Source organism: Mycobacterium sp. NPDC006124 (genome assembly GCF_040614235.1).
GTDB lineage: Bacteria > Actinomycetota > Actinomycetes > Mycobacteriales > Mycobacteriaceae > Mycobacterium.
Genome location: NZ_JBEXUA010000013.1, coordinates 16,384 through 39,209, shown reverse-complemented (window position 1 = coordinate 39,209; position 22,826 = coordinate 16,384). Strand labels below are relative to the sequence as shown.

Here is a 22,826-nt window from a genome sequence, read left to right as displayed (position 1 = left end):
ACTAACCGGCCCACTGGACACTTGTCCAGTAGGTGTCTACTCGCGCTCGGTCGCGACGGCGTTGACGGCGGCCGCGGCCATCGCGCTGCCCCCCCGCCGCCCGGTCACGACCAGGTAGTCCATCCCGCGCGGACGGTCGACCAACTCGTCCTTGGACTGCGCGGACCCCACGAAGCCGACGGGTCCGCCCAGGACCGCAGCGGGTACGGGAGCGCCCTGGTCGATGAGTTCGAGCAGCCGGAACAGTGCGGTCGGCGCATTGCCGATGGCGACGACGGCACCGCCGAGGCGGTCGGCCCACAGGTCGAATCCCGCCGCGGACCGGGTGTTGCCCATCGTCGCCGCGAGATCGGCGGCCCGGGGGTCGGCGACCAGCGAGACGACCTCGTTGTCGGCGGGCAGCCGGGACCGGGTGATGCCCGCGGCGACCATCGACGAGTCGCACAGGATGGGTGCGCCGGCCGCCAACGCGCCGTGAGCGGCCTCGACCACGCCCGGGCTGAAGGCGACGTGCTGGGCGACGTCGACCTGACCGCAGGTATGGATCAGCCGCACGACCACGCGTGAGACGTCGTCGGGAAACCTCGCCAGGTCTGCCTCGTCGCGGATCATCGCGAACGATTGACGGTAGATCTCGGCAGCGTCGCGGGTGTAGTCGAGCACTCGATCACCCTACGGGCGGCGTGGCTGATAGCCGTCCGCGGTGGCGACCAGGACCTCGCCGACCGGGGGGCTGCCGCAGGCCCGGTCACATCCCACGAAGTGCCGATGCCCGCCGTCGGATTCGTCGTGGACGGCCGCGGCGGCGTCGCGCCGGACGTCGGCCGCGGAATGCGCACACCCCGGGCTCCCCGTGCAGGAGCTGACGTCGAGCCAGGGCGAATTCTCGTCGAAGACGAGGCCCAACGGGGCCAGGACGCGCAGCGATGCATCGGCGACGTCCTCGTCGAGGTCGAACACCAGTACCGATCGCCACGGCGTGATCACCAGCGGCGAGCCGACCGCCGCGAGGTACTCCGCGACCCTCGTCCGCAGGACGCCGAGGGGGACGCCGGCGCCGAGGGTGACCCGACCGTCGTCCTGCTGGATCCAGCCCACCGGGGGACGGATCACGGGCGGCCAGGCCGCGCCCGCATCGGCGGTCGGCGTCAGACCGTCGAGCAGCGGGGTCACGTCGTCGAGTTCGGCCGTCCGCCAGGCCTTTCCGCGAATCGCGTCGAAACGCCGCGCCACCTCGATCAGCACCGCCACGCCGTCGCGGGTGCGCACCCCCGTGTCGACGCCGGCGATCAGCAGGGCGGCGGTGTCGTCGTCGACGAAGTGCAGGCCGACGTCGGCACCGAGCCCGGAGACGTCACCGCGGCCGTCGTCGAGGGCGAACATGAAACGACCCGGCAGGCGGGCCAGCGCGTCGTGGCTCTGGATGGCGGCGTCCAGCGCCCGCACCAGCCGACGCACGTCGGCGATTCCGTCGCGGCGACCCGTCAACGGCGAGGCGACGACGTTGCGCACCCGTTCGTGGGTGGGAGAGGGCAGCAGGCCCGCGTCGGCGATCGCGCCGGCAAGGGCGTCGGCGTCGGTGATCCCGCGAATCTGGACGTTGCCACGCGAGGTCAGTTCCATTGCCGGCGAACCGAACCGGGCGGCGGCCAGGGCCAGCGCCTCGAGCTGCGGCGCCTCGATCATGCCGCCGGGCAACCGGACCCTGGCCAGAGCGCCGTCGGCGGCCTGGTGCACGGCGAGCGCGCCGGGGCACGCGTCCTCGTCGCGGGTTCTGGCCATCCCCCTACGGTACGGCGACCAGCCGGGCCGGCGCCACGACCTCCGAGTAGTGCGACGCATCGCCGGTGATCACACGGCTGGGCGTGCCGTTGACGTCGACCGGCACGTCGCCGGCCAGGGTCACCCGGCTCAGGCGGCGGTACTGGTCGTCGTAGTCGGACACCGCATAGTGCTGGGTGGAACGGTTGTCCCAGATGGCCAGGTCGCCCGGGCTCCAATTCCACCGAATCGTGTTCTCCAGCTTCGTCACCCGGGCCTGCAGCAGTTGCAAGAGCGTCGTCGACTCGTTGGTCCCCAGGCCGACGAACCGCTTGACGAAGTGTCCGAGGAGCAGCACGCGCCGGCCCGTCTCGGGGTGCACGCGGACCACGGGATGCTCGGTCTCGAAGCGCTCGGAGACGAACTCCTCGCGGTATTGCCGGACCGTGGCGGCGTCGCGCTCGTCTGCGGTCTCTGCGAAGTCCTTGACGTAGTCGTAGTCGTTGGTGTGAATGGCCCACAGGTTCTCGGCCAGGGCCGCCAATGGAGGCGGCAGCTGCTCGTAGGCGGCCCGGGTGGACGCCCACGCCGTGGTGCCGCCGTACTCGGGCAGCGTGATCGCCCGCAGAAGCGACGCCTTGGGGATCCGGTCGACGAAGGTCACGTCGGTGTGCCAGGAGTTGGCCTTGTCGTACCGCGAGTCGATGGGCAACACGTCGGCACCACGCGAGGTCACCGTGGGATGGGCGATGGTGGGCGTGCCCAGGGCCCTGGCGACGTCGAGTTGGCCTTCGTCGTCGAGGTGGTGCTGGTTCCGGAAGAAGATCACCTGGTGTTCGACGAGGGCGGCGTTGATCGTCTCGACGGTCGACGACGGGAGGTCGCCCGACAGCCGTACGCCGTCGACGCGGGCGCCGATGTTCGCGCCGAGCTTCACGATCACGGGGGAGTTGGCCATGGGCCCATTGCCTCACGGTCGACCGGCCGAGGAAAGCGTTCGACTACCGACGATTCGAATTGCGGTGACGCTCGTCACATCATCGACGGGCCTGTCTGCTCCCGCACCAAACCCGTCGAACCGGTACCGCCGGTACTACCTTCAACTCGACTGATCGGCTTCGACTCGACTGATCGGCTCGACGCAGGAGGAAGACGATGCTGGGACTCATCACGTTCACGGCGGTGGTGCTCGGAATACTGGCGCTACTGGGACGTCCGTACCAACAATCGTGGTACGGCCGTTGGGGGAACTCCGACCGGTAACCCACATGCGGTACGAATGGTAGGTGCACCAGCCCACCGTTCTCCTGCTGTCCACGTCGGATACCGACCTGATGACGGCGCGCGCCAGTGGTGCGCGGTACCGCTGGATGAACCCCAGCCGCCTCGTCGACGGTGAGCTCGACACCCTGCTCGACGGCGCCGACGTCGCCGTCATCCGGATCCTCGGCGGATACCGCAGCTGGCAGGACGGCATCGACGCCGTGGTCGCCAAGGGCATCCCCACGGTCGTGATCAGCGGCGAACAATCCCCGGACGCCGATCTGATGAGCCACTCGACGGTGCCCGCCGGCGTCGCCCTGCAGACCCACGTCTACCTGGCCCAGGGTGGTGTCGCGAATCTTCAGCAGCTGCATGCCTTTCTGAGCGACACCCTGCTGATGACGGGGTTCGGCTTCTCGCCGCCCGAGGCAACCCCGACCTGGGGAGTGCTGCAGTGCCCGGCCGGCCACGTCGCCACCAACGACGGCCCTCGCGTGGCGGTCCTCTTCTACCGAGCCCAGCATCTGGCCGGCAACACTGCCTACGTCGGCGCGCTGTGCCACGCGATCAATGCCGCGGGCGGCCGACCGGTCCCCGTCTACGCCGCCTCGCTGCGCACGCCGGAACCCGAACTGCTCGAACTCCTGAGCACCGTCGACGCGCTGGTGACCACGGTGCTGGCGGCCGGCGGCGCCGTTCCGGCGACGGTGACCGCCGGTGGTGCCGACGACACCTGGAACGTCGCGCACCTCGCGGCACTGGACATTCCGATCCTGCAGGGACTCTGCCTGACCAGTTCGCGCCAGCAGTGGAGTGACAACGACGACGGGATGAGCCCGCTCGACGTCGCGACCCAGGTGGCCGTGCCGGAGTTCGACGGTCGCATCATCACCGTGCCGTTCTCGTTCAAGGAGATCGACGACGAGGGGCTGATCTCGTATGTGGCCGACCCGGAGCGCTGCGCGCGGGTCGCGGGCCTCGCCGTCCGCCAAGCTCGGCTGCGGCGCATCGCGCCCGCCGACAAGCGGGTGGCGCTGGTGTTCTCCGCATACCCCACCAAGCACGCGCGCATCGGCAACGCCGTCGGACTCGACACCCCGGCCAGCGCCGTCGCACTGCTGCACGCGATGCGTGACGCCGGCTACCAGATCGGCGAGGTGCCCGGCGTCGACGCCGGCGACGGTGACGCGCTCATCCACGCCCTGATCGAACGCGGTGGGCAAGACCCCGACTGGCTGAGCGAAGAACAGCTGGCCCGCAACCCGATCAGGGTGTCGGCCAAGGACTACCGGGCCTGGTTCGCCACGCTGCCCAACGGACTGGCCGATGCCGTCGTCGAACACTGGGGGCCGCCGCCCGGGGACCTGTTCGTCGACCGCACCCACGATCCCGAGGGCGAAATCGTCATCGCCGCAATGCAATCGGGCAACGTCGTGATCATGGTGCAGCCGCCCCGCGGGTTCGGCGCCAATCCGGTCGCGATCTACCACGACCCCGACCTGCCGCCCAGTCACCACTACCTGGCCGCCTACCGATGGCTCGACGCCGAGTTCGAGAGCGGGTTTCGGGCCGACGCGGTCGTGCACCTCGGCAAGCACGGCAACCTGGAGTGGTTGCCCGGCAAGACACTTGGCATGTCGTCGACCTGTGGCACCGACGCCGCGCTGGGCGACCTGCCGTTGATCTACCCGTTCCTGGTCAACGATCCGGGAGAGGGTACCCAGGCCAAGCGCCGGGCCCACGCGGTGCTGGTGGACCACCTGATTCCGCCGATGGCGCGCGCCGAGAGCTACGGCGACATCGCCCGCCTCGAGCAGCTGCTCGACGAGCATTCCAACATCGCGACGCTGGACCCGGGCAAGCTGCCGGCCATCCGCCAGCAGATCTGGACGCTGATGCGGGCCGCGAAGATGGACCACGACCTCGGTCTGGAGGACCGCCCCGACGAGGACGTCTTCGACGACATGCTGCTGCACGTCGACGGGTGGCTGTGCGAGATCAAGGACGTCCAGATCCGCGACGGTCTGCACGTACTCGGCCAGGCGCCCGTCGGGGACGCCGAGCTGGACCTGGTGCTGGCGATCCTGCGGGCGCGCCAGCTCTTCGGCGGCGAACACACCGTGCCGGGCCTGCGGCAGGCACTGGGCCTGGCCGAGGACGGCACCGACGTCAGGGGCGCCGTCGACGCAGCCGAGGAACGCGCCCGGGGTCTGGTCGCGGCCCTCGCCGAGGCCGACTGGGACGCCGCCGCCGTCGAGCGCATCGCCGAGACCCCGGAGGTGGCCAGCGTGCTGCGCTTCGCGGCCACCGAGGTCGTGCCGCGGCTGCGCCAGACCAACGGTGAGATCGCCCAGATCCTGCACGCCCTCGACGGCGGCTTCATTCCCGCCGGCCCCTCGGGCTCGCCGCTGCGAGGGTTGGTCAACGTGCTGCCCACGGGCCGCAACTTCTACTCCGTCGACCCCAAGGCCGTGCCGTCCCGATTGGCGTGGGAAACCGGTGTGGCGCTGGCGGATTCGCTGGTCGAGCGGTACCTCGCCGACAAGGGCGAGTATCCCCGCTCGGTCGGCCTGTCGGTGTGGGGCACCTCGGCGATGCGCACCTCGGGCGACGACATCGCCGAAGTGCTGGCGCTGATCGGGGTGCAGCCGATCTGGGACGACGCGTCGCGGCGGGTCGTCGACCTGGAACCCATCGACCTCGACGAACTCGGACGCCCGCGCATCGACGTGATCGTCCGGATCTCGGGGTTCTTCCGCGACGCCTTCCCGCACGTGGTGGCGATGATCGACGACGCCGTGACCATGGTGGCCGAACTCGACGAGAGCGACGAGCAGAACTACGTCAAGGCCCACGCCAGGGTCGACTTCGCCGATCACGGCGATCAACGCCGCGCGACGACGCGGATCTTCGGGTCGAAGCCGGGCACCTACGGGGCGGGCCTGCTTCAGCTCATCGACAGCAAGAACTGGCGCGACGACGCCGACCTCGCCGAGGTCTACACCGCCTGGGGCGGTTTCGCCTACGGCCGCGGCCTCGACGGCGCCGCGGCCAGCGACGACATGAACCGGCAGTACCGCCGAATCGCGGTCGCGGCCAAGAACATCGACACGCGCGAGCATGACATCGCCGACTCCGACGACTACTTCCAGTACCACGGCGGCATGGTTGCGACCGTCCGCGCGCTGACGGGCAAGGATCCCGAGGCCTACATCGGGGACAACACCCGGCCCGAGGCCGTGCGCACCCGGACGCTGTCCGAGGAGACCACCCGCGTGTTCCGCGCGCGGGTGGTCAACCCGCGCTGGATGTCGGCGATGCGCAGGCACGGCTACAAGGGCGCCTTCGAGATGGCCGCCACCGTGGACTACCTGTTCGGGTACGACGCGACCGCCGGCGTGATGGCCGACTGGATGTACGAGCGTCTCGCCGGGGAGTACGTGCTCGACGAGGAGAACCGCAAGTTCATGAACGAGTCCAATCCGTGGGCGCTGCACGGAATGGCGGAGCGGCTGCTGGAGGCCGCCGGGCGTGGAATGTGGGCGCAGCCGGAGTCGACGACCCTCGACGGGCTGCGGCAGGTGCTGCTCGAGACCGAAGGCGACCTGGAGGGCTGAGTTAGATTGGCGACATGCCCGCCACGTTCGCCGAGGTCGCGAAGTCCGAGTACGTGTTGTTGACGACGTTCACCAAGGACGGTCGCCCCAAGCCGACCGCAATCTGGGTCGCGCCCGACGCCCGAGGTCGCGTCGTGGCGATCACCCAGGAGAAGTCCTGGAAGGTCAAGCGCATCCGCAACACCCCGCGGGTGACCATCGCCGAGTGCGACCGTGGCGGCAAGCCCAAGGGCGAGGCCGTCGAGGCCGTGGCAGCGATCCTCGACAAGTCCGAGACGCAAACGGTCTACGACGCGATCAGCAAGCGCTACGGCATCGTGGGCAAGCTGTTCAACGTCTTCAGCAAGCTTCGCGGCGGCATGAAGAACAACGTCGGCATCGAGCTGAAGGCCATCTAGGTGCCGAGCTTCGAGGACGTCTACCGCGAGAAGTACCTGCTGCTGACGACCTTCACCAAGGACGGCAGGCCCAAGCCGACGCCGATCTGGGGCGTGCCCGAGGGTGACAAGCTGTTGATCAGCACCGACAAGGGATCCTGGAAGACCAAGCGCATCAACAACACTCCGCGCGTGACGATCCAGAAGTGCGGCGTCCTCGGCAAGGTGAAGGGTGAACCGGTCGAGGCCGTGGCCCGGATGCTGCCCGAGTCGGAGACGCGCCGCGTGTTCGACCTGGCGACCAAGCGATTCTGGTATCACGCCTGGTGGTGGATTCCGCAGGCGCTCATCCGTGGTGGTGTGGACAAGGTGCACGCCGCGATCGAAGTCCGCGCCGTCGACTCATCCGCTTCGGCGGGTTAGGAACCGCGACGTCCTGCGAGACGTTGACCAGACATGGCAATGCGGCTCTTCTTGATCTACGTCGTCGTCGAGTTGGCGGTCGTGGTCGCCCTGGTGTCCACGATCGGGTTCGGGTGGACGTTCCTGCTGGTCGTCGGCACCTTCGTGGCGGGTCTGGTGTTGGCCGGTTCGCAGGTCAAGAGCCAGATCCAACGGCTGCAGCGGGGACTCGCCGAGCCCAGGGGCGCGGTGTCCGACGGTGCCCTGGTCGCGTTGGGCGGCGTGCTGACCGTGGTACCCGGCCTGGTCACCTCGGTGTTGGGGCTGTTCTTGCTGCTGCCGCCGACGCGCGCCCTGGCCCGCCCGGTCGTGGCGGCCGTCGCCGCCCGTAGCCTCGGTCGAATGCCAGTCATCGTCACCACGACCGGCGGTGCGCCGTTTCGCGCCCCCCGGAGCACCGAATACGTCGACGGCGAAGTGGTCGACGTGACCGACGTGCAGCAGGCGCGCCTGCCCCGGCATCCCGACGTCGCTTGACGACGCTCCTGCTCGGCGGTCGCGTCTACAACACGGCCATGCCGGACGCCACGGCGATCGCGATCAGCGACGGGCCCGACGGGGTTGTCGCCTGGCTGGGGACCGACGACGTCGGCCTCAGGCAGTTCCCCGACGCCCGGGTGGTGGACCTCGACGGTGGCTTCATCACCCCGGCCTTCGTCGACGCCCACGTCCACGTCACCGCCACCGGGCTCGCGCTGGTGGGCCTGGACCTGCGACCCGCGACGTCGCGGAAGCACGCGCTGCGTCTCGTTGGCGACTACGCCCTGCGTCATCCCGACGGACCCATCTGGGGCCACGGCTGGGACGAGTCGCGCTGGCCCGAACCCGCGGCGCCGACCACCGCCGACCTCGACGGCCTGCTGGGCGACCGCCCCGCGTACCTAGCGCGCGTGGACGTGCACTCGGCGGCCGCGACGACGGCGCTGCGCAGGACCGTTCACGGGTTGACCGACGCGACCGGCTACCACGACCAGCTGCCGCTGACCGCCCACGCCCACCACCTGGTGCGCGCCGCCGCCCGCTCGTCGCTGACCCCCGCGCAGCGGCGGCACGCCCGGGTGGCGGCGCTAGATGCGGCGGCCAGCCTCGGCATTGCCGCCGTGCACGAATGCGCCGGCCCCGACATCGGCGGGGTCGACGACTGGCGTGAACTCCGCGCGCTACCGCACGGTGTCGAGGTCGTCGGCTACTGGGGCGAGGCGGTCGCCACCGCCGCACGCGCTCGCGACCTGGTCGAGGAGCTCCAGGTTCGCGGGCTTGCCGGTGACCTGTTCGTCGACGGTGCCCTCGGGTCACGGACCGCATGGCTGAGCGAGCCCTACGACGACGCCCCGGGGTGCGTCGGCAACGCCTACCTCGACGGCGAGGCCGTCGAGGCCCACCTGAACGCGTGCACCGAGGCGGGGATGGCCGCCGGCTTCCACGTCATCGGCGACGCGGCCGTCACCACCGTGGTGGACGCCGTCGCCCGGGTGGTCGAGCGGCACGGCGCCCCGGCCGTCGCCCGGTGCGGCCACCGGCTCGAACACCTCGAGATGGTGTCCGAGGTGCAGGCCGCCCAGCTCGGCAGCTGGGGCGTGATCGCCAGCGTCCAACCCAACTTCGACGCTCTCTGGGGTGGCGTCGACGGCATGTACGCCCGGCGGTTGGGAGCCCGACGAGCCGGTCGGCTCAACCCGCTGGCGCTGTTAGCATCCCAAGGCGTGCCCCTCGCCTTCGGTTCCGATTCGCCGGTCACCGGCATGAACCCGTGGGATACCGTCCGGGCCGCGACCACCCATCACACCGTGGGAAGCGCGCTGTCGGCGCGGGCCGCGTTCGCCGCCGCCACCCGTGGCGCGTGGCGAGCCGGTGGCGTCCGCGACGGCGTGGCCGGCACGTTGGCTCCCGGTGCGCCCGCGACCTACGCGGTGTGGGACGTTCCCGGCGGCCTCGACGCTCTCGAGGTGGCCACTCCCGCCGACACCGTGGCGCGGTGGTCCACCGACCCACGGTCACGAATCCCCGCCCTGCCGCGGCTCGCCCCGGATGCGCCCCTGCCGACCTGTCGTCAGACGGTGCACCGGGGTGTCACCATCCATGGCTGAGCGTGCCTTCGTCGCGCGCCTGCGGGGTGCTCTGCAACCGCGGGCGGTGCGCCTCGCCGCGACGATTGCCGCCGGGATCCTGGTGTGCGTCAGCTTCCCGCCGTTCGGCTGGTGGCCCACGAGCTTCGTCGCGTTCGGACTCCTGGCGTGGGTGCTGACCCGACCGGCCACCACGACGGCCGGAGGGTTCGGTTACGGATTCCTGTTCGGGTTGGCGTTCTACGTGCCGCTGCTGCCGTGGATCAGCGGGTTCGTCGGAGCCGTGCCGTGGTTGGCGCTGTCGGCGATGGAGGCGCTCTTCCCGGCCATCTTCGGACTCCTCGCGGTCGTGGTGCGGAAGCTGCCCGGCTGGCCGGTGTGGTTTGCCTGCCTGTGGGTGCTCGCCGAATGGCTCAAGTCGACCGTCCCGTTCGGCGGATTTCCCTGGGGGGTGGTCGGCTACGCGCAAGCCGACGGCCCCCTGCTCGTCGTCGCCCACTTCGGCGGCGTCCCGCTGGTGTCCTTCGCCGTGGCACTCGTCGGCTTCGGCCTCGGAGCCATCGTCTTGGAGGCCGCCCGCTGGTGGCATACCGACCACCACGCCGGTCGGGTCGACCTGCCGGCGATTCTGGTGCCCGGGGCCAGCGTCGCGCTGGTGCTGGTCGTCGTCGCCCTCGGCACGCCATACGTGCGGCAGTCCGGCGTGGGTGCCGGCGACGACCCCACCACGACCGTCGCCGCCGTGCAGGGCAACGTCCCGCGACTCGGCCTCGACTTCAACTCCCAGCGCCGTGCCGTGCTCGACAACCACGTGCGGGAGACGCTGCGCCTGGCCGAGGACGTCCGAGCCGGCCGCGCGCCCCGGCCCGCCGTCGTGGTGTGGCCCGAGAACTCCTCGGACATCGACCCGATCGTCAACCAGGACGCCGCCGACCAGATCGCCAGCGCCGCCGATGCCATCGGGGCGCCCATTCTGGTCGGAGCGGTCGTCGCGGCACCGGGGTACACCCCGCAGGACCCGCAGGCGACCAACACGGTGATCGTCTGGGACCAGGCGACCGGGCCCGGCGAGCGTCACGACAAGAAGATCGTTCAGCCGTTCGGCGAGTACCTGCCCTGGCGCAGCTTCTTCCGGAAACTGTCGTCCTTCGCCGACCGCGCGGGTTACTTCGTGCCCGGCGACGGCAATGGCGTCGTCCATGCCGCGGGCATCCCCATCGGGGTGACGACGTGCTGGGAAGTCATCTTCGACCGCGCCGCCCGGGAGTCGGTGCTCAACGGCGCGCAGTTCCTCGCCGTCCCCACCAACAACGCGACGTTCGACGAGTCCATGAGCGTCCAACTGCTGTCGTTCGCGCGGCTGCGTGCCGTCGAGCACGACCGCTTCGTCGTCGTCGCAGGCACCGTCGGAATCAGTGCGGTGATCAGCCCCGACGGTCGCGTGCTGGACCGCACCGACTTCTTCACGCCGGGCTACCTGGACTCCCAGATCAGGCTGAAGTCCACCCTGACGCCCGCCACGCGCTGGGGGCCGATCGTGCAGGGCGTGATCGTGATCGCCGGTGTTGCCGGTCTCGCCTGGGCAATGCTGCACAATAGGTCGCTGGCGGATATGTTCGCGCGGTGCCGACAGAAGGCGTCGGCAGCGGCGAAGTCCAAGACGAAGGAGTGACATGACCGACGAGCGGGCCCGCGCATGATGCCGGGTGGCGACCGCCCCAGTCAGCGCACGCTGGTCATCATTCCGACCTACAACGAGCGCGAGAACCTTCAGTTGATCGTCGGCCGGGTGCACGCCGCCCGCCCGGACGTGCACGTCCTGGTGGTCGACGACGGCAGCCCCGACGGCACCGGGGAACTGGCCGACGAACTGTCGCTGGCCGACCCGGACCGCATTCACGTGATGCACCGCACCGCCAAGAACGGTCTTGGTGCGGCGTACCTGGCGGGCTTCGCCTGGGGGCTTGGCCGGGCGTACTCCGTGCTGGTGGAGATGGACGCCGACGGCTCCCACGCGCCCGAGGAGCTCTACCGCCTGCTGGACGCGGTCGACGCGGGCGCCGATCTGGCCATCGGCTCCCGCTACGTGGACGGCGGCACCGTGCGAAACTGGCCGCGGCGGCGAATGGTGTTGTCCCGCACGGCAAACGGATACTCCCGCATCTCACTGGGAGTGGACGTCAACGACATCACCGCCGGCTACCGCGCCTACCGTCGCGAAGTCCTCGAGAAGATCGACCTGGCGGCCGTGGACTCGAAGGGCTACTGCTTTCAGGTCGACCTGACCTGGCGCACGATCAGCGCCGGGTTCATCGTCAGGGAAGTGCCCATCACGTTCACCGAACGCGAGTTGGGAAAGTCGAAGATGAGCGGTTCGAACATCCGCGAGGCCATCTTCAAGATCGCCGAGTGGGGCATCCGCGGGCGCATCGATCGCGCCCGCGGCGTCATCCGCTAGCTGCTGGCTCCGCGGCGCCGAGTCTTGATGATGTCGAGGCGCTCCTTGAGCAGTTCGTCGAGTTCCTCGACCGAACGTCGCTCCAGCAGCATGTCCCAGTGGGTGCGCGGGGGCTTGACCTTCTTGGGCTCCGGCACGTCGCCGTCGATCAGCGTGCCCTCCATGCCGTTACGGCAGGGCCACGTGCCGGGGATCTCGGCCTCGTCGGCGAAGGGGACCTCGAACTCCTCGCCGTTGTCGGTCCGGTAGCGCGCCATCTGCCTGGGCGCCAGGTCGTGGTTGCGGTCGGTCTCGTAGCTCACGGCTCCGAGTCGACTACCTCTCAAGACACGATCAGCCATAGTCACCACTCCTCTTCCGACAAACGTTCCCGGGGATGACAACGCAGCCGTATGGCACGAAGTTCCCGACGCAGGTGTCCATGATACCGGGGTCACGGGCGGGAGCCGTTTACAGTCGAGTGCCGTGGCACCAGAAACACGACGGCGACGCCGAGTCCAACCGTGCCGTTGGTGTGGCCGCGAGGTTCCCGACGCGGGAATGGGCCGGCGCCGCCAGTACTGCCGGCAGTCGTGCCGCCAACGCGCCTACGAGCAGCGCGCCATGGTGAAGGGCACCTCGCTGGCTCCCGATTCGGTGGTGCTGACCGCCGACGAGGCCGCTCAGCTCTCCGATCGCGTCTACCAGGTCCGGTGTGCCGCCGAGGACGTGGCCACGGCGCTGGAGGAGGGTGCCGACGGGTCGGAACTCCGCGATCTCTGCGATGCCCTGATGCGGGCCGCGAAGGCGGCCGACGGCTGGCGCTGAGAATTCGTGGCGATCCGACTGAACCATTGGTCGGGTTCGCCCGTCGTTCCTCCTGACAGCGCCTCCAACGGGCGCGACGCCAGAAGGGAAACACCGTGACCGTGCTATCGCCGCTTCCGTCGGCTGACTCCGCGATCGAACCCGCCGTGTGGTGCTTCGGTGACTTCGTCCTCGACCTGCCCCGATACGAACTGCGGCGCGACGGGGTCTCCGTTCCCGTCGAGCCGCAGGTGTTCGACGTCCTGACCCAGCTGGTGAAGCACCACCACCGGGTCGTCACCAAGATCGAGCTGTTCGACGCCGTCTGGGGCGGACGGTTCGTGGGGGAGGCCGCCCTGTCCAGCCGCATCAAGGCGGTCCGGCGGGCGCTCGGAGACGACGGCGTCTCCCAGCACGTGATTCGCACCGTCCGCGGACGGGGATATCAGTTCGTCGGGGTGCTGCACGGCGACGACGAGCCCGCAGCGACGGCCGACGCGACCGACCACGTCGGCTCGGAACTGGTGCTCGACATGCGATGCCTGCGGTCGCGCCGCGTGCGCGGCCACGGCAACCGGTACCGCGTCGCACGGTCGACGCGGCGACGTGAGTTTCACGGGCCGCCGCGGTGACGACCGGGTCGCAGCACGCATCGTAGGACCTGGAATCAAACGGGAAGGTGGGTATGTTTCACGGACGGACGTCGCCGCGACGCGCAGCGTTAGCCGTCAGCCGCGTGAACCACGGACCGACAGAGGAACTAGCTCACGATGACGGACTCTTCACCCGAGCCGCGGCAGACGGACGATCCGGCGAACGCCGAATTGCTGCGGTTCATCCACGACGAGCACGGGCCCGGGTTGAACCGGTTCGTCCTGCGCTTGACCCGTGGCGACCGCGAATTCGCCGAGGACGTCGTCCAGGAGTCGCTTCTGCGGCTCTGGCAGAACGGCACCATCCTCGGCACCTACTCGCAAGACTCGACGCGGGCGTGGCTGCACACCGTCGCCAGGAACCTGGTGATCGACGACCGGCGGAGCTCGCGGTACAAGCGCGAATTCCAGACCGACACCGTCCCCGAACGCAGCGCGCCGGACATGTTCGGCCCCGCGGTCGACAAGTGGGTCGTCTCCGATGCCCTGCGCTCGTTGAGTCCTGAGCATCGGACCGTGCTCGTGCGCGCTCACTATCTGGGACAAACCGCCGTCGAGATCGCCCGTCACGAAGGCATCCCGCCGGGAACGGTCAAATCGCGGCTGCACTACGCACTGCGCGCGCTCCGCGTCGCCTTGGAGGAAAGGGGTGTCGTCCAATGACCTCCGAACGCGACATGGCCGAATGGGATGCCGCCTACCTGCTGGGCGCACTCTCGGCCGAGGAGGCCGCCGAATACGAGCGGTACCTCGCCCGTTCGCCCGAACCCACCGGCCTGCGGGACTCCGCCGACCTCCCCGCGATCCTCGACGTGCTGTCGCCGGAGGAGGCCATGGCCCTGCTCGCCGACGAACCGGGCGAGCAGCGTGACGGGGCCGCTTCCGCACCAGCGTCGTTCGCCGACGCGACTCGGCGACGCCACGATCGTGTCCGTGGCTCCCGCCTGATGACGATGCTGGCCTCCGCGGCCGCCTTCCTGCTCATCGGCGGCCTGGTCGGGTACGCGGTCATCCCCCATCCGTCCTCGGACGGCGTTGCGCTGCAAGCGATGGCAGCCGGTCAGCGAGAAGGTGTGACGGCCTCTCTGGCCCTGTCCGACGAGCCGTGGGGCACGCGCTTGGATTGGGAGTGCCAGTACACCAAGGACTGGGCGGTCAAGGCGACCGGCTACGACCTGGTGGTCACCACGAAGCAGGGATCGGAGACCACCGTCGCCTCCTGGCGCCCGTCGGGCGTCGAGAAGCGGGCGTCGAATCTCGCTGCAGCCACGGTCATTCCGAAGTCCGACATCCGCACCGTCACGATCCGGGAGGCCGGATCGCCGACGCCGCTGGCGGTCTCCAACTTCACCTGAGCCGACGCTCGTCGCGCTGTTGGCACTCGTGACCCTCGGCGTCCTCTCGGCCTGCTCCGGCGGATCAACCCCGCGGCCTTCGAGTCAGCGCGAGCGGAAGCCTTCCTCGTCGCCCCCGGGCTCCGTAGCGTCGTGCCATCGTGACCACCATCGTCGTCCCACCAGCGCCCCCCAGCCGTGTGAAGCGGCGACGGTGGGGGCTGATCCGGTTGGCCTCGCCGATCGTCCTGCTCGCGCTGTGGCAACTCGGCAGCGCGCTTGGACTGATCCCTCAGGACGTCCTGCCCGCACCGTCCCTGATCGTCGAGGCGGGCGTGGAGCTCGTCAGGAGCGGCGAGCTGGCCGACGCTCTGGCCGTATCGGGGGTCCGGGTGATCGAGGGCTTGCTCCTCGGTGGCGTGATCGGCGTCGCCCTCGGCACCGCCGTCGGGCTGTCGCCCTGGTTGGAGGCCACCGTCGACCCGCCCATGCAGATGGTGCGCGCGTTGCCCCACCTCGGTCTGATTCCGCTGTTCATCCTGTGGTTCGGCATCGGCGAACTGCCCAAGGTGCTCCTGGTCGCCCTCGGCGTCAGCTTTCCGCTGTACCTCAACACGTTCTCCGCGATCCGGCAGGTCGACCCCAAGCTGTTCGAAACCGCTCAGGTGCTTGGCTTCTCGTTCGGGCAACGCTTCCGCAGCATCATCGTTCCCGGGGCCGCACCGCAGGTGCTGGTCGGGTTGCGTCAGTCCCTCGCAATTGCCTGGCTGACGCTGATCGTGGCCGAGCAGATCAACGCCGACAAGGGCATCGGCTACCTCATCAACGACGCCCGCGACTTCCTCCGCATCGACGTGATCATCTTCGGGCTCGTCGTCTACGCCATGCTCGGCATCGGCACCGACGCGATCGTGCGCGCCGCCGAACGCCGCGCGTCGAGGTACCGGTCGTGACCCTGACCTCCGAACGGCGAACCGGAGTCGCCGGCGAACTGCGCGGCGTCGACAAGTGGTACGGCGAACGTCACGTCTTGGCCGACGTCTCGGTGCGGATCGGACGGGGAGAGATCGTCGCGCTCATCGGCCGCAGCGGCTCCGGCAAGTCGACCGTGCTGCGCGTCATGGCCGGGCTGTCCACCGATCACACCGGCGAGGCAGTGGTGACCGGCCCGCCGGCGTTGGCCTTCCAGGAGCCGCGGCTCTTCCCGTGGCGCGACGTGCGAACGAACGTGGAGTACGGGTTGACGCGAAGTCGACTGTCAAAGGTGCGGAGGGTGATTCGCGTCGATAAGGCCTTAGCCGACGTCGGTCTGGGCGATCGTGGCGCGGCCTGGCCCCTGACGTTGTCCGGCGGACAGGCGCAGCGGGTGTCGTTGGCGAGGGCGCTGGTGGCCGAGCCGGAGCTGCTGCTGCTCGACGAGCCGTTCGGTGCCCTCGACGCACTGACACGGTTGACGATGCGGGCGCTGCTGCTCGACCTGTGGCGCGAACACCGCTTCGGCGTGCTGTTGGTGACCCACGACGTCGACGAGGCGGTCGCCCTGGCCGACCGGGTGCTGGTTCTCGACGAGGGCCGCGTGTCCCACGAGCTCGTCGTCGACGACGTGCGGCGTTCGCCGTCGGATCCCTCGCCGCTCACCGCCCGCTACCGCGCCGAACTGCTCGAGCAGCTCGGCGTCGAAGTCTGACCAACGTGCCGTCGATTCACGAGGGGGAACCGTCATGCCCACATCCAGACGAATGATCGGCCTGCGGGTCGCGGCCGTCCTGGCGCTGGTCGCACTGCTCGCGGGATGCGTCTCCCGCCAGGAGAACTCCGGTGCCCAGCAGGCGCCGGCCACGGTGCCGCTGTCCGAACTGTCGGACGTGACGCTGCAGATCGGTGACCAGAAGGGCGGCACGGAGTCCCTGCTGAACGCCGCGGGTGTCCTGAACGACCTGCCGTACCGGATCGTGTTCTCCACCTTCACCTCCGGGCCACCGCAGATCGAAGCCGCGACCGCAGGCAAGATCGACTTCGCGATCACCGGCAACACCCCGCCGATCTTCGGCGCCGCCTCCAACGCCCGAGTCAAGGTGGTGACTGCCTACGAGAACGGCGGCGACGGCGACCGCGTCCTGGTGCGCTCCGACTCACCGATCACCTCCGTCGCCGACCTGCGCGGCAAGAGCGTGGCCGTCGGCAAGGGCAGTTCGGCCCACGGGCACATCCTGGCCCAGCTGCAGAAGGCCGGTTTGACGCCCGCCGACGTCAAGCTGGTGTTCCTGCAGCCCGCCGACGCGTTGACCGCCTTCACCAGCGGACAGGCCGACGCATGGGCCATCTGGGACCCCTACACCGCCCAGGTCGAGCAGCAGGTGCCGGTGCGCAGCATCGCCCAGGCCACCGGGGTCACCAACGGGGCCGGTTTCGGCATCGCCTCGGACGCCGCGCTCGCCGACCCGAAGCGCAACTCGGCTCTCGGTGATCTGCTGGTGCGCTACGCCAAGGCGACCCGCTGGGCGACAGACCACCCCGACGAGTGGGCGGCCAAGTACTCGGCGGCGGTCGGTCTCGCACTGCCCGTCGGGACCGTCGCCCAGGGTCGCAGTCTGCGGTCGTCGGTCGCGCTGTCGGACCAACTGGTCGACTCCGAGCAGAAGCTGGCCGACCTGTTCGCCGAGACCAAGCAGATCGCGACGGCGCCGACCTTCGCCGACTGGGTCGACCACCGCTACGACGCCGTGCTCAAACCCCTTGCGACGAACGGAAGTTGAGAATGGCGCGCGCGAAGTTCTTCTGGTTCCTGCCCACCAGCGGCGACAGCCGCTCGATCGTCGCGTCGTCGCATGCGTCGGCGAACCAGGTCCTGCCGCCGAACTACCGTCCCCCGACCCGCGGGTACCTCGCCGAGGTGGCACGCGCGGCCGACCGGCTCGGTTACGAGGGCGTGCTGACGCCGACCGGAACATGGTGTGAGGACGCGTGGTTGACCACGGCGGCCCTGCTGGCCGAGACGGAGCGGCTGAAGTTCCTGGTCGCCTTCCGGCCCGGACTGGTGCCGCCCACGTTGGCCGCCCAGCAGGCGGCGACGCTGCAGCGCTTCTCCGGCGGGCGCATCCTGCTCAACATCGTCACCGGCGGCGACGACGTCGAGCAGCGACGCTTCGGTGACTGGCTCGACCACGACGAACGCTATGCCCGCACCGGCGAATTCCTGCACATCGTCGACTCGATCTGGCGCAACGGCCCGCTGGACTTCCAGGGCGAGCACTACCGCGTGGCGAACGCGATGGTGTCCGCTCCGCCGGACCCGTTGCCGCAGTTCTACTTTGGTGGCTCGTCCCCGGCGGCCCTGCCCATCGCGGCCCAACACGTCGACGTGTACCTGACGTGGGGCGAGCCGCCGGAGGCCGCAGCCGCCAAGATCGAGAAGGTGCGCGAACTCGCCGCGGCGCGGGGGCGCACGCTCAGATTCGGCATTCGTCTGCACACGATCAGCCGGGACACCTCGGCGGCCGCGTGGGCGGTGGCCGACGAGCTCGTCGCCGGGCTCAGCGAAGACCAGATCGCCAAGCAGACTGCGCTACACGCCAGTTCGCAATCGGAGGGGCAGCGTCGGATGACGGCGCTGCACGGTGGCCGGCTCGACGGGCTGGAGATCTACCCCAACCTGTGGGCCGGGGTGGGCCTGGTGCGTGGGGGAGCGGGCACGGCGCTGGTGGGCAGCACGAGGAAGTCGCCAACCTCATCGTCGAGTACCACTCCCTGGGGTTCGACGAGTTCATCCTCTCCGGCTACCCCCACCTCGAGGAGGCGCACTGGTTCGCCGAGGGCGTGCTGCCGCTGCTCGTGCAGAAGGGTGTCGCCTGAGGGTCGGTTGGCTACCCTCCAGGGGTGGACGAGTGGTTTGAACACAGCCCCTTCGTCGGGTTCGTGCCGTGGATCATCTACTGGGTGGTGGCCGAGGGGCCCAGCACGTGGATGTTCGGCGCACTGTGTGCCGTGCTGTCGGCGATCATCCTCGGCATCTCCATGGGTCGCGGGGGACCGAGGCTGCTCGAGATCGTCACGATCGTGTTCTTCGTCGTGGTGACCGCGGTCGGGATCGTGCTCGGAGCGAAGGACCGGGACTGGATGGACACCTACGCGACGACGCTGTCCAGTGGCGTGCTCGCGGTGATGGCCCTCGGGTCGATGGCGTTCACTCCCTTCACCGAGCAGTACGCGAAAGTCGACCGGCCCCTGCAGGATTGGGAGAAGGCGGCCTTCCGGCAGACCAACAAGGTCCTGACGTTGATGTGGGCGCTGGTGTTCGCGCTGATCTCCGTGCTGGGCTACTACGCCGCCCGGGTTCCGCAGACAGTCGACTGGACCAACTGGGTGATCCCGGTCGTCGTCATCGTCGGCGCGGTGGGCATGACGCAGACCTATCCGACACGGGTTCGCGAACGGGCCCGACCCACGGCGTAGCCAGAGGGTAGCGCGGCTCACACGTCACCCCTGGCTATGATCGCCGGGTGGTAAATCAGCCGGATTCGTCGGGACTTTCGCAGGAAGCGCTGGCCACCGCCGTCAGTGCGGCCCGCCAGGCCTTCGAGCTGGCGGCTGACCTCGACGCCCTGGCACGCGCCAAGACCGAACACCTCGGCGACAAGTCGCCCATCGCGCTGGCCCGCCAATCTCTCGGCGCGCTCGACAAGGCCGAACGAGCCGAGGCCGGGCGCCGCGTCAACGTGGCGCGCACCGGTGCGCAGGAAGCCTTCGACGCCCGCATCGAGGTGCTGCGCGCCGAGCGTGACGCCGCCGCCCTGGTTGCCGAGCGCATCGACGTCACGTTGCCGTCGACGCGGCAGCCGGTCGGCGCCCGGCACCCCATCACCATCCTCGCCGAACACGTCGCCGACGTCTTCGTCGCGATGGGGTGGGAGCTGGCCGACGGGCCCGAGGTCGAGACCGAGCAATTCAACTTCGACGCTCTGAACTTCCCGCCAGACCATCCCGCCCGCAGCGAGCAGGACACGTTCCAGATCGCCCCGGACGGGTCCCGCCAGGTGTTGCGCACCCACACCTCCCCGGTGCAGATCCGGGCACTGCTCGAACGCGAGCTGCCCGTCTACATCGTCTCCATCGGTCGGACGTTCCGCACCGACGAACTCGACGCGACCCATACGCCGGTCTTCCATCAGGTCGAGGGCATGGCCGTCGACCGCGGTCTCACGATGGCCAACCTGCGCGGCACGCTGGATGCGTTCGCGCGCGCGGAGTTCGGGCCGGAGGGTCGCACTCGACTGCGTCCCCACTTCTTTCCCTTCACCGAACCCTCGGCCGAGGTCGACATCTGGTTCGAGGGCAAGAAGGGCGGACCGGGCTGGGTGGAGTGGGGTGGCTGCGGGATGATGAACCCCAACGTCCTGCGCGCCTGTGGCATCGACCCCGACGAGTACTCCGGGTTCGCGTTCGGCATGGGCTTGGAGCGAACCCTGCAGTTCCGCAACGGTATTCCCGACATGCGGGACATGGTCGAGGGTGACGTCCGGTTCTCGCTTCCGTTCGGGGTGGGTGCCTGATGCGCGTTCCCTACAGCTGGTTGCGTGACGTCGTACGCGCCGGCACTCCAGGCTGGGACGTGTCTCCCGAGGAACTCGAGCGTGCGCTCATCGCCATCGGCCACGAGGTCGAGGAGATCATTCCCGTCGGCCCGGTGTCGGGGCCGCTGACCATCGGTCGGGTCGCCGACATCGAAGAGCTCACCGAGTTCAAGAAGCCCATCCGGGCCTGCAAGGTCGACGTCGGCGAGGACGAGCCGCGCGACATCGTCTGCGGCGCAACCAACTTCGCCGTCGGCGACCTGGTCGTCGTGGCGTTGCCCGGCACCACGTTGCCCGGTGACTTCACCATCGCCAAGCGAAAGACCTACGGCCGCACGTCCCACGGCATGATCTGTTCGTCCTCGGAGCTCAACCTCGGCAGCGACCACGCCGGAATCCTGGTCCTGCCGGAGGGCACGGCCGAGCCGGGGGATGCCGCGGCCGAGGTCCTCGGCCTCGACGACGTGGTATTCGACCTTGCCATCACCCCGGATCGTGGTTACTGCCTGTCGATCCGCGGCATGGCGCGCGAGCTGGCCTGTGCCTACGACCTCGACTTCGTCGACCCGGCCGACGTCGCCCCCTTGCCCGTCACTGGTGAGGCATGGCCGCTGAAGGTCCAATCCGGCACTGGCGTACAACGATTCGGGCTCCGTCCGGTCGTTGGCATCGACCCGACTGCGGTCTCGCCGTGGTGGATGCAGCGTCGGCTGCTGCTCAGCGGCATCCGCGCCATCTCGCCCGCGGTCGACGTGACGAACTACGTCATGCTCGAACTCGGTCACCCGATGCACGCGCATGATCGCAGCCTGATCACCGGCGGCTTCGACGTTCGGTTCGCCGAGCCGGGGGAGAAGGTCGTCACCCTCGATGACGTGACGCGCACCCTCGACCCGGGTGACGTCCTGATCGCCGACGACGTGGCAACGGCTGCCATCGGCGGCGTGATGGGTGCAGGCACCACCGAGGTGCGGGACACCACCACCGACATCCTGCTCGAGGCGGCCGTCTGGGATCCGGCGACGGTGTCGCGTACCCAGCGGCGTCTGCACCTGGTGTCCGAGGCCAGCCGGCGCTACGAACGCACCGTCGATCCGGCCATCTCCATTGCCGCGCTCGACCGCAGTGCCGTCCTGCTGGCCGAGATCGCCGGCGGCGCAGTCGAACCCACGCTCACCGACTGGCGCGGTGACCCGCCACGCGAGGACTGGTCGCCGCCGGCGGTCAGCATGCCGGTCGACCTGCCCGACCGCTTGGCCGGTGTGGCCTACCCGGCGGGTGCCACCGTGCGGCGGCTGACGCAGATCGGGTGTCGCGTCACGGAGTCCGAGGGCATCGTCACCGTCGTCCCGCCGAGCTGGCGGCCCGACCTCAAGCAGCCCGCCGACCTCGTCGAAGAAGTGCTGCGCCTCGAAGGACTCGAGAAGATCCCGTCGGTCTTGCCGACCGCTCCCGCGGGACGGGGTTTGAGTGCCATCCAGAAGCGCCGTCGTGCCGTCGGAAAGTCGTTGGCGCTCAACGGCTACGTCGAGGTGCTGCCGACGCCGTTCCTGCCCGCGGGCGTCTTCGACGCCTGGGGGCTGCCCGTCGACGATCCCCGTCGCGCCACCATGACCGTGCTCAACCCGCTCGAGGCCGACCGGCCTCAACTCGCCTCGACTCTTCTGCCCGGCCTGCTGGAGGCGTTGACGCGCAACGTCTCCCGCGGTGCCACCGACGACGCACTCTTCGGCATTCAGCAGGTGGTGTTGGCGACGCCGGAGACCAAGGCGATCGAACGGCTCCCCGTCGACCGCCGCCCCACCGAGGCCGAGATGGCGCTGATCGACGGCTCCCTGCCGCGGCAACCGTTGCACGTCGGCGTGGTCCTGTCCGGCCTGCGCCAGCCCGCCGGCCCGTGGGGGCCGGGCCGACCGGTCGACGCGATGGACGCCTTCGAGGCGGTGCGCGTCATCGGACGGGCCTGCCACGTCGAGTTCGAGTTCCGCGTCGCTCGACAGCTGCCGTGGCACCCGGGTCGGTGCGCCGAGATCGTCCTCGACGGGGCCGTCATCGGATATGCCGGTCAGTTGCATCCCGCGGTCATCGAGCGGTCCGGTCTGCCGAAGGGCGTCTGCGCCCTCGAGCTCGACCTCAGCGCCGTGCCGGTCGTCGAGCCGCTGCCCGCTCCTGCCGTGTCGCCGTTCCCCGCGGTGTTCCAGGACGTCAGCCTGATCGTCGCCGACGACGTGGCCGCCCAATCGGTGGTCGACGCGGTCCGCGACGGGGCGGGGGATCTGCTCGAGGACGTCCGCATATTCGACGTGTACACCGGCCCGCAGGTGGGCGAGGGGCACAAGTCGCTGGCCTTGGCGCTGCGGTTCCGAGCCCCCGACCGGACGCTGACCGAGGACGAGGCAAGCGCGTCGCGCGACGCCGCCGTCGAGGTCGCGGCCGCCCGGGTCGGCGCCGTCCAACGCCGCTGATAAATGAATTTGCA

General features: G+C 69.6%; 18 protein-coding genes and 4 pseudogenes. 18 read left to right on the top strand and 4 right to left on the bottom strand.

Annotated elements, in window-relative coordinates; all coding sequences use genetic code 11:
* Nucleotides 1-36 precede the first annotated feature (36 nt).
* The 3 genes from ABZ195_RS22650 to ABZ195_RS22640 are packed head-to-tail and all read right to left on the bottom strand — an operon-like array spanning nucleotide 37 to nucleotide 2,719.
* Nucleotides 37-663, bottom strand: coding sequence for a precorrin-8X methylmutase (locus ABZ195_RS22650; protein WP_355221731.1), 627 nt, complete (start codon nucleotides 661-663; stop codon nucleotides 37-39).
* 9 nt (nucleotides 664-672) lie between these two features.
* A complete protein-coding gene (cobG, locus tag ABZ195_RS22645) occupies nucleotides 673-1,782 on the bottom strand; it encodes a precorrin-3B synthase (protein WP_355221730.1) in 1,110 nt (369 codons plus the stop codon).
* 4 nt (nucleotides 1,783-1,786) lie between these two features.
* Complete coding sequence (locus tag ABZ195_RS22640) at nucleotides 1,787-2,719, bottom strand: TauD/TfdA family dioxygenase (RefSeq protein ID WP_355221728.1); 933 nt, start codon at nucleotides 2,717-2,719, stop codon at nucleotides 1,787-1,789.
* Nucleotides 2,720-3,047: 328 nt separating this feature from the next.
* Here ABZ195_RS22640 and cobN point away from each other — a divergent pair, with 328 nt between their 5' ends.
* The 7 genes and pseudogenes from cobN to ABZ195_RS22605 form a co-directional block, all read left to right on the top strand.
* Nucleotides 3,048-6,641: a cobaltochelatase subunit CobN gene (cobN, locus tag ABZ195_RS22635; protein WP_355221726.1), complete on the top strand. Its 3,594-nt coding sequence runs from the start codon at nucleotides 3,048-3,050 to the stop codon at nucleotides 6,639-6,641.
* A gap of 14 nt (nucleotides 6,642-6,655) precedes the next feature.
* A complete protein-coding gene (locus ABZ195_RS22630; RefSeq protein WP_355221725.1) occupies nucleotides 6,656-7,039 on the top strand; it encodes a PPOX class F420-dependent oxidoreductase in 384 nt (127 codons plus the stop codon).
* Nucleotides 7,040-7,441: a PPOX class F420-dependent oxidoreductase gene (locus tag ABZ195_RS22625; protein WP_355221723.1), complete on the top strand. Its 402-nt coding sequence runs from the start codon at nucleotides 7,040-7,042 to the stop codon at nucleotides 7,439-7,441.
* Between the two features lie 33 nt (nucleotides 7,442-7,474).
* On the top strand, nucleotides 7,475-7,957 hold the full coding sequence (locus ABZ195_RS22620) for an FxsA family protein (protein ID WP_355221721.1): 483 nt from the start codon (nucleotides 7,475-7,477) through the stop codon (nucleotides 7,955-7,957).
* Nucleotides 7,954-9,567: an amidohydrolase family protein gene (locus ABZ195_RS22615; protein ID WP_355221720.1), complete on the top strand. Its 1,614-nt coding sequence runs from the start codon at nucleotides 7,954-7,956 to the stop codon at nucleotides 9,565-9,567. The genes ABZ195_RS22620 and ABZ195_RS22615 overlap by 4 nt, the downstream gene beginning before the upstream one ends.
* Nucleotides 9,560-11,218 (top strand): apolipoprotein N-acyltransferase, encoded by a 1,659-nt coding sequence (lnt, locus tag ABZ195_RS22610; protein WP_355221718.1) that lies wholly within the window; start codon nucleotides 9,560-9,562, stop codon nucleotides 11,216-11,218. The genes ABZ195_RS22615 and lnt overlap by 8 nt, the downstream gene beginning before the upstream one ends.
* Before the next feature lie 36 nt (nucleotides 11,219-11,254).
* A pseudogene (locus ABZ195_RS22605) lies at nucleotides 11,255-11,977 on the top strand (polyprenol monophosphomannose synthase); the annotation flags it as partial.
* 23 nt (nucleotides 11,978-12,000) lie between these two features.
* Here the strand turns inward: ABZ195_RS22605 and ABZ195_RS22600 are convergent.
* Nucleotides 12,001-12,345, bottom strand: coding sequence for an RNA polymerase-binding protein RbpA (locus ABZ195_RS22600; RefSeq protein ID WP_263998518.1), 345 nt, complete (start codon nucleotides 12,343-12,345; stop codon nucleotides 12,001-12,003).
* 124 nt (nucleotides 12,346-12,469) lie between these two features.
* Here ABZ195_RS22600 and ABZ195_RS22595 point away from each other — a divergent pair, with 124 nt between their 5' ends.
* From ABZ195_RS22595 to pheT, 11 genes and pseudogenes are all read left to right on the top strand, one after another.
* Nucleotides 12,470-12,811, top strand: coding sequence for a hypothetical protein (locus tag ABZ195_RS22595; protein WP_355221715.1), 342 nt, complete (start codon nucleotides 12,470-12,472; stop codon nucleotides 12,809-12,811).
* A gap of 146 nt (nucleotides 12,812-12,957) precedes the next feature.
* Nucleotides 12,958-13,248 (top strand): annotated as a pseudogene (locus ABZ195_RS22590) (transcriptional regulator); the annotation flags it as partial.
* Nucleotides 13,249-13,560: 312 nt separating this feature from the next.
* The gene (locus ABZ195_RS22585; RefSeq protein WP_355221713.1) at nucleotides 13,561-14,106 is read left to right on the top strand and encodes a sigma-70 family RNA polymerase sigma factor; all 546 of its coding nucleotides are present in this window, start codon (nucleotides 13,561-13,563) and stop codon (nucleotides 14,104-14,106) included.
* A complete protein-coding gene (locus tag ABZ195_RS22580) occupies nucleotides 14,103-14,798 on the top strand; it encodes a hypothetical protein (RefSeq protein WP_355221711.1) in 696 nt (231 codons plus the stop codon). Before ABZ195_RS22585 ends, ABZ195_RS22580 begins: the two co-directional genes overlap by 4 nt.
* Before the next feature lie 188 nt (nucleotides 14,799-14,986).
* Nucleotides 14,987-15,730 (top strand): annotated as a pseudogene (locus ABZ195_RS22575) (ABC transporter permease); the annotation flags it as partial.
* A complete protein-coding gene (locus ABZ195_RS22570) occupies nucleotides 15,727-16,464 on the top strand; it encodes an ABC transporter ATP-binding protein (protein WP_355221709.1) in 738 nt (245 codons plus the stop codon). The pseudogene ABZ195_RS22575 and the gene ABZ195_RS22570, both read left to right, overlap by 4 nt.
* A gap of 34 nt (nucleotides 16,465-16,498) precedes the next feature.
* Nucleotides 16,499-17,533, top strand: coding sequence for an ABC transporter substrate-binding protein (locus ABZ195_RS22565; protein WP_355221707.1), 1,035 nt, complete (start codon nucleotides 16,499-16,501; stop codon nucleotides 17,531-17,533).
* A gap of 2 nt (nucleotides 17,534-17,535) precedes the next feature.
* Nucleotides 17,536-18,629 (top strand): annotated as a pseudogene (locus tag ABZ195_RS22560) (LLM class flavin-dependent oxidoreductase).
* Nucleotides 18,630-18,653: 24 nt separating this feature from the next.
* Entirely contained in the window at nucleotides 18,654-19,229 is a 576-nt protein-coding gene (locus tag ABZ195_RS22555) for a hypothetical protein (protein WP_355221705.1), read from the top strand.
* A 47-nt stretch (nucleotides 19,230-19,276) separates the two neighbouring features.
* Nucleotides 19,277-20,326 (top strand): phenylalanine--tRNA ligase subunit alpha, encoded by a 1,050-nt coding sequence (gene pheS, locus ABZ195_RS22550; RefSeq protein ID WP_264040235.1) that lies wholly within the window; start codon nucleotides 19,277-19,279, stop codon nucleotides 20,324-20,326.
* A complete protein-coding gene (gene pheT / locus ABZ195_RS22545; protein WP_355221703.1) occupies nucleotides 20,326-22,812 on the top strand; it encodes a phenylalanine--tRNA ligase subunit beta in 2,487 nt (828 codons plus the stop codon). Before pheS ends, pheT begins: the two co-directional genes overlap by 1 nt.
* The last annotated feature ends 14 nt before the right edge of the window (nucleotides 22,813-22,826 follow it).